Raw genomic sequence first — 6662 nt, 5'->3', positions numbered from 1 at the left:
TGGTCAATTACCTAATTTTCAGGGAAAAAGTCCCTGAATTTTCCCCCCAATCACTCCAAGGGTCGGCACTTTTTGAGGGAAAAAAAGTCTAAAAACCTTGTTGGATAAGGTTTTTAGATTTATTCAGCAAACCCTAATTAACCCCACTCTGTTGTGTATCTTGACCCTGCACAGCGTCGGCAGCGGAAACACCATCACCCTGAAAACCAAAATACCATAAAGCAGCGGCAGCTTCAGCGCGAGTTACTGGTCTTTTTGGCTGAAATAGGGTAGTAAAACCAAAAACTCGCCGAATATTAGCTTGTTCAGCATTTTGAAAATCGGCATAAAGAGCGCGCACCAGCTGCGGGTTAATTTTATTAGTATCCTGAAAACCCCAAGTATTTTTAATCGTATCAAGATTGGCGCTCGGTAAAGCTTTTCTAATATCTAATGGCACTTTCCACGCGATTAAATCTTCCCGGGTTAAAGGAGCATTGGGACGGAATAAAAGGGTGCTACTATCTCCCGTTAAAGGAGAGGGAATTAACCCCGCTTCCGCTAATCCTTGAATATAAATATAATCGGGATCGTTATTTTTAACATCACTAAAAGCTGGGGAACTATTGGGAGTAGCTAAACGGATTTGTTTACCCGCTACATTGGCATAAATGGCATTATTAGCCTGTAACAACCAGCGGGCAAATTCTCGGCGCTTTATTGTATCATTAGGGTTAAACTGATTGTTATTACCTGTTAATACTCCTAATCTAGCTAAGTCTTGAATGTGGCTCTTTAAGGGATTAGGTAAGGATTCGAGATCGTTAAAACTGGTGGGATTAAGATTGGGTAAGGGGGAAGAAATAGGGGAGGGACTAGGGGAGGGACTAGGGGACACAATTGGGGTTCCTATTGGACGATAATCGAGGCTATATTCGGTATTGGGAGAAGTGGCAGTTATGGTGATAGTTAATTCTAAATTATCTCGACGGGCCGTTAGGGTACTATTGACTCCTTCCCCAGAAAAGGGAGTGATAATTTCCCAATTATTATTAACTAATTCCTGTTGATAAAAAGCCTCGATCGCATTGCTGGGATCGTTGGATTGCCAACGGGTTTGTCCACCAGTATTATCAGGATTTGTCTGCACGGATAATAATTCTGATTGACTATATCGAGGAATTTCTGCGGGAAAATTTGCGGGTAATTGCTTGTTATTAGGAGAGTTTTCCGGTATGGGATTTGTTTGTAGATTAGGATCAGCAGCCAGACGATTTTCTAGGTCAGGATTGCCACTACAGGCTGCTAAAATGCCCAGCAGGGTGATAATTGTACTGTAGCGAATAAACTTACTCACGGTCTTTACCAATATTGTTTCCTTAGCTTTATCCTAGCTTATTTATTCGGGGTTTTGACTAGGGAAAATTTTGTGCCACCATTGACGTAATTTACCCAGTAGAAATCCTCCTAACCCTTTTGTGTATTTTTCAAATTTGTAGTAAAATAAAATGTCGATTATATCCTGTGTGGCAAGATACGTGAGATAGGATACTCCTTGATCGATACGCGCATCACTATATTCTAAATAAACTTTGCGACTGAGGCGATCGGATAAATTCCATTTTGGTTGAAAATATTCTTGCATCCGCTGTTGATAAGGGGTAAAACTACTCGATTTTCCCTGTAAATATTCTTCCATGTATTGACAAGCAATTTCGGCTCCTTTCATAGCATAGCGAATACCTTCCCCTCCTAAAAAGTTAACCGTAGAAACCGCATCACCAATCGCTATAATATTCGGTTCTTGATAATAAATATCTTGCAGATTGAGCGAATATTCTAAAATAGACCCATGGATGTCGATTATATTATATTTAGAGAGATTCATGTAGGTTTGAATAATTTGTGTAATATAACTTTTTAAAGGCTTAACTTCAGAAATATAAGGATGTTCTCCCTCTAACCAAGCGGCTCCTATTTTTAATTGCTGATTATCCATAGGAAAAATCCAAGCATAACCTTTAGGACTCCATTTATGACCGAGAAAAAATACTAAATTATCTTGATATTTTTGATAAAATTGTTCTGGTACTGTAATTAAATATTCAATGCCCACTGCTTTTAAAAAATCAGGTTTTTCTCGTCTATGTTTATAGATAACTGCTCTAGCGTATCCCGTGGCATCAACCAATAAACGAGTAGTAACTGTCTCGATTTCCTCTCCTTTTGATTTCAAGAAAACAGTTAGCTTATCCTCCATCTGTTGATATTTCAGATAACGACAACCTAAACGAACTTCTCCCCCCCAACGCAGCACTTCTGTGGCTAAAAACTCTCGCAATTTGGCAAAATCAAAAACTACCCCTAAAGGTTGCGGTGATGACCAAAAATGATGTATGCTAGTGGAGATAATTTCGATATTTTTCCAAAACCTAGCCACTACGGTTTCGGGGAGATTGAATTGTTCTAAAATTTCTAGGGGAGAAGCGGCACTAGAAAAGTTATTATCTTGCCAACTAGAATGTTGTTCCACCAAAAGAACACGATAACCTTTTTCACTTAATAATCTACCACAGTGACCTCCCGCCGGTCCCCCCCCAATAATTACGACATCATAATCCATGATTTACTGCCTCGCCTAATCTTGCTAACTTGCTTTCATTTTACCCTAAATCGCCCTCTGTTAAACACCAAACTTATGAAACTGTTGTGCATCTAAATTTGATAAGTAGCTGATTATAATTAAATTAAAAATGGATTTTAGGTTCGATCCCCCCTGCCCCCCTTAATAAGGGGGGTGCCGATAGGCGGGGGGATCTGAAAGTTTTCAACACCTACCTACTTACTCTTTTTGACCTGTTCCCTATTCCCTCATCGAAAGCCGACTAGCTTATGACATTTTTATTATTCTTAGTTACTTTCCTATCGCTAATAATTTGGTTATATTTAATCTTAGCCAGGGGACAATTTTGGCTATCTAACCAAAAAATTAATCCTGTCACTTCTCCTTTAACAAATTATCCAAAAGTCTCGGCAATTATCCCCGCACGAAACGAAGCCGACGTTTTACCTATCAGTTTAACCTCCCTCTTTAACCAAGATTATCAAGGAGAATTTTCGATTGTTTTAATTGACGATCAAAGTAGTGATGGTACGGGGAACGTTGCTCAAAAAATTGCTGATCAATCTCATAAATCTGACCAAATAACTATTATTTCTGGACAACCTTTAGAGATAGGATGGACGGGTAAATTATGGGCAATGAAACAGGGAATAAAAGAGGCTACCGAGAAATTCGCTCCCGATTATTTTCTGTTTACCGATGCCGATATTGCCCACGCAGCAGATAATTTAACCCAATTAGTCACTAAAGCAGTACAAGAAAAACAAGCTTTAGTTTCCCTGATGGTGCTGCTAAACTGTGACAGTTTTTGGGAAAAATTCCTCATTCCTGCTTTTGTTTTTTTCTTCGAGAAACTCTATCCTTTTCCCCTAGTTAATAACCCTAATTCCCCGATAGCAGCCGCCGCTGGGGGCTGCATTTTAATTCGCCGAGATATCCTAGAAAAAATTGGCGGTATTGAGATTCTTAAACAAGCTTTAATTGATGATTGTTCTTTGGCGATCGCAGTTAAAAAATATCTACAAAATCACCCCGAAAATCCTGAGAAATCCATCTGGTTAGGATTAACAGAAACTACCTATAGTCTCCGTCCCTATCCCGATTTAGCCAGCATTTGGAATATGGTAGCCCGCACCGCCTTTACACAACTTAATTACTCAACACTTTGGTTAATCGGGACAATTTTCGGGATGTTTTTAACCTATTTAGCCGCCCCCTTGGGCTTAATCTGGGGATTGGCATTAAAACAAACATCAATTATGATAATTAGTGCCGTCACCTTATTACTAATAGCCCTTTCCTATAGCCCGACTTTAAGACTATATAAATTATCGCCCCTGCGGGCTTTAACTTTACCCCTAATTGCCCTCTTTTATAGTGTAATGACCATCGATTCTGCCCTGCGTTATTGGCGCGGTCAAGGGGGAGGTTGGAAAGGGCGAGTTTATCCTAATTAGGGTTGGCTGAATAATGGTAAAACCCTTTTAAAATAGGGCTTTTGACCTGTTAAAATTGGAACCTTTAAAAACCCGGCATTATCCTTTTAAAGTACAATAATTAGTAGTAGGGTGCGCTCTTCGATAGCGTAACGCATCAAATAAATTAATGATAGATAAGAACTCTTGCAAATTAATTATATGTTATAATAAACTTAAATTAATGATAGGTAGGGTGCGTTACGACGGATTGTTAGATTTAAGTTTAAGCAGAGATTATCGCCGTCTAACGCACCCTACATTTTACTTGCAACAAGGAAATAATTCCTAATTTAAGGAAGTCCAAGACAGTAGAACGCCCCCCAGTAACGATAATCCTGAAAAGGCACTGCGTCGGGAGCAAAATTGTCAAGCCACTTGATCAATTCGCTGATTTTTTGATAATTGGCCCCAGCAGCATCGGTGTTGGGGTCTTGGGCGCGGCGCAGTTGTTGCCAAGTCTGGAAAGCCTGCTGATAATCGACTGTCAAACGGTCCCGCCAGTCTTTTTGGCAAGTCTCCCGCAACGCTTGGCGAGCCTGATGTAGAGCCGTTAAGCGTTCCTCTCCGGCCCGCCGTGCGCGATGGTACTCCCGCGAAAACAGCGTTGTGGCTAGGTCAGCCACGGCCCAATGACTACTGATCACACTTCGAGCGCCCCCCAGCAGAAAGCCTGTACCTAAGCTGAGGGGTTCGTCCAGTAATTCCCGTCGCAGGTTTCCTTCCTCATCTCGGAAACTGGCAAAACTGAGACCAGTTTCACAACAGGAGAGAAACACTTCCGACAATTCGGGAAAGCGCCACGAGGGACTAATTAAATCCCGCAAGGTGACTTTTTGCTCCCCGTCTAGGACGAGGTGGGAGTTGAGAGGATCATCGGGGCGACTGGTGGCGTGGTGGCTGGAGAGTAGGGCTTGCACTTGTTTGAGCAGTTGCAGATAAGAGTCGGGGGTGACAGTGCGCCCCTGTAGCCGCAGTTGGCGAGGCACATTCCAGGTTTGGGCGACCCACTCACACTCTAGGGGAGTATAGGGCAAATCCTCTGTGGTGTTTTCCACAATCCCCAGGGTGTCGGGAGTCGGTTGCGATCGCTCTTGGCACAGTCCCAGAATTTTGGTACTGGGGACAAACTGAAGGCGAAAGCGATCGCCCAGTAGTTTGCCTTCGGCGGTGGGTAGAAGGTCGAAGGGAATTTGGTGCAGAAAGAGGTGGGGAATCAGGATTAAGTCAGTGATGCCCTGGAGGTGCTGTTGGATGAGGGTATCGAATTGCAGGCGGGTTGCCAATTCTTGCAGACGAGCGGCCATAGCTTGGTGCCACTCCTCCCGACGCTGCTGGCGGGATTGGGCGGTCTCTGCTTGATTAATCGCAATGTAGGGGTTAACCCAGTTTTCGACCAGCCAGTTTTGCAGGTCGTTGGCGGACTCCGGGGGATTGGGAATAGTGTGGCAGTTGACCGATTCCCCGCCATCCCGGGAGGGGCGACGCAGGACAAAGATGTGGGTATGGGTGGCGGTGGTGTAGAAGCTGAGGAGGGCGGTCTGGGGAGAGGGGAGCAGCGCCATTAACTCATCAAGGCGAGGTTGGGGTTGGGGTTGCTGAAGTTGGGCGGTAATGGCATCAAAGCGGTAGAGAGCTTCCCAGGCTTGACGTTCAGCGGCTTCGGCGGCGAGGAGTTGTTCAGAGGCAAAGCTAGCGCGGGTGTTGCGGCTTAGTGCAGGGGTCAAGGATGGTTTATCGTCTTTGGACAGTTCAGGACGGTCTTGAGCGAGTTGGGATTTGCTGCGGCGGCTGTCCTGAAGTTGCTGATACCAGGCTTGTATTTCTGGGGGGATGCGCCCATCGGCGTAGAGGTCGCTGATGGCGATTAGGTCGGCAAGGCGTTTGGAGCGGGAACGTTCGACGGTTCGCAGCGCCAGGGAGAGGTCGCCCTGGTTAACGGCCGCTTGGATCAGGTTTTCATAAACGCCGATAGACTCGCGGACAATTTCTTGGCGCAGGGCTTCGCTGGTAGCCCAGGCGCGGCTTTGTTCAACGGCTTCCACGGCAACCCTGTAGCCTTCTAAGGCAATGTCCCACCAGCCCTGCTTAAAGCCCAAGTTGCCGAGGTTCCCTCCAGTTCTGAGGGTGTCAGCCGGTAAGAGAGTGGGGTTGAGAAAGGAAAGTGCCTCTCGAGAAAAGGCGATCGCCCGTTCTAGGTTGGCTACCGGCTCTTGACCCAATTCGGCTTGGGTCTGGTAGGCTATGCCCAGATTATTCAGGGTTGTGGCTAAATCCCTTTCTAATCCGGGTTGGCGGAAGATGGTGGCGGCTTCGCTGTAGTTGGCGATCGCCCGTTCTAGGTTGGCTACCGGCTCTTGACCCAATTCGGCTTGGGTCCTGTAGGCATTGCCCAGATTAGTCAGGGTTCCGGCTAAATCCCTTTCTAATCCGGGTTGGCGGCAGATGGTGGCGGCTTCGGTGTAGTTGGCGATCGCCCGTTCTAGGTTGGCTACCGGCTCTTGACCCAATTCGGCTTGGATGCTGTAGGCATTGCCCAGATTAGTCAGGGTTGCGGCTAAATCCCTTTCTAATCCGGGTTGGCG

Annotated in this window: 4 protein-coding genes; 1 reads left to right on the top strand and 3 read right to left on the bottom strand. The window is 45.1% G+C overall.

Annotated features, from left to right (window positions below; all coding sequences use genetic code 11):
* Positions 1 to 133 precede the first annotated feature (133 nt).
* Positions 134 to 1348, bottom strand: coding sequence for an S-layer homology domain-containing protein (locus IM322_RS06870; protein WP_287676761.1), 1215 nt, complete (start codon positions 1346 to 1348; stop codon positions 134 to 136).
* A 30-nt stretch (positions 1349 to 1378) separates the two neighbouring features.
* Positions 1379 to 2602: an NAD(P)/FAD-dependent oxidoreductase gene (locus IM322_RS06865; protein ID WP_287676759.1), complete on the bottom strand. Its 1224-nt coding sequence runs from the start codon at positions 2600 to 2602 to the stop codon at positions 1379 to 1381.
* Between the two features lie 269 nt (positions 2603 to 2871).
* Here IM322_RS06865 and IM322_RS06860 point away from each other — a divergent pair, with 269 nt between their 5' ends.
* A complete protein-coding gene (locus tag IM322_RS06860; protein ID WP_287676755.1) occupies positions 2872 to 4059 on the top strand; it encodes a glycosyltransferase in 1188 nt (395 codons plus the stop codon).
* Positions 4060 to 4370: 311 nt separating this feature from the next.
* Here IM322_RS06860 and IM322_RS06855 read toward each other — a convergent pair.
* Positions 4371 to 6662, bottom strand: a 2292-nt coding sequence (locus tag IM322_RS06855; RefSeq protein ID WP_287713160.1) for a CHAT domain-containing protein, incomplete at its 5' end; no start/stop codon positions are given.

The sequence above is a fragment of the Microcystis sp. M109S1 genome (assembly GCF_020247025.1).
GTDB lineage: Bacteria > Cyanobacteriota > Cyanobacteriia > Cyanobacteriales > Microcystaceae > Microcystis.
This window is presented reverse-complemented; position numbering and strand designations above follow the sequence as displayed.